The following is a 235-nucleotide window of genomic DNA, read 5'->3' on the forward strand; positions in this document are numbered from 1 at the left end:
ACACCTGGACCAACGACAACACGAGCATCGGACTGGCTTCCAGCGGCAGCGGCAACATTGCTTCGTTCACGGCGGTGAATGCGGGCGGTGTGCACACGGTGGCCACGATCACGGTCACGCCCCTGTATGGAACCTGTGTGGGTGCGACGAGCAGCTTCACCATCACGGTGAACCCGACACCATCGGTGACGGCACCATCGAACCAGACGGTGTGCAACGGCTCATTGACGACGGC

General features: G+C 62.1%; 1 protein-coding gene. It reads right to left on the minus strand.

The window, feature by feature from the left end; all coding sequences use genetic code 11:
- Window positions 1–235 (minus strand): hypothetical protein (locus AABK37_RS42215; protein ID WP_432557306.1); only part of this gene is annotated, 235 nt, incomplete at both ends.

It is taken from the genome of Tolypothrix sp. VBCCA 56010, assembly GCF_050875635.1.
Classification (GTDB): domain Bacteria; phylum Cyanobacteriota; class Cyanobacteriia; order Cyanobacteriales; family Nostocaceae; genus Hassallia.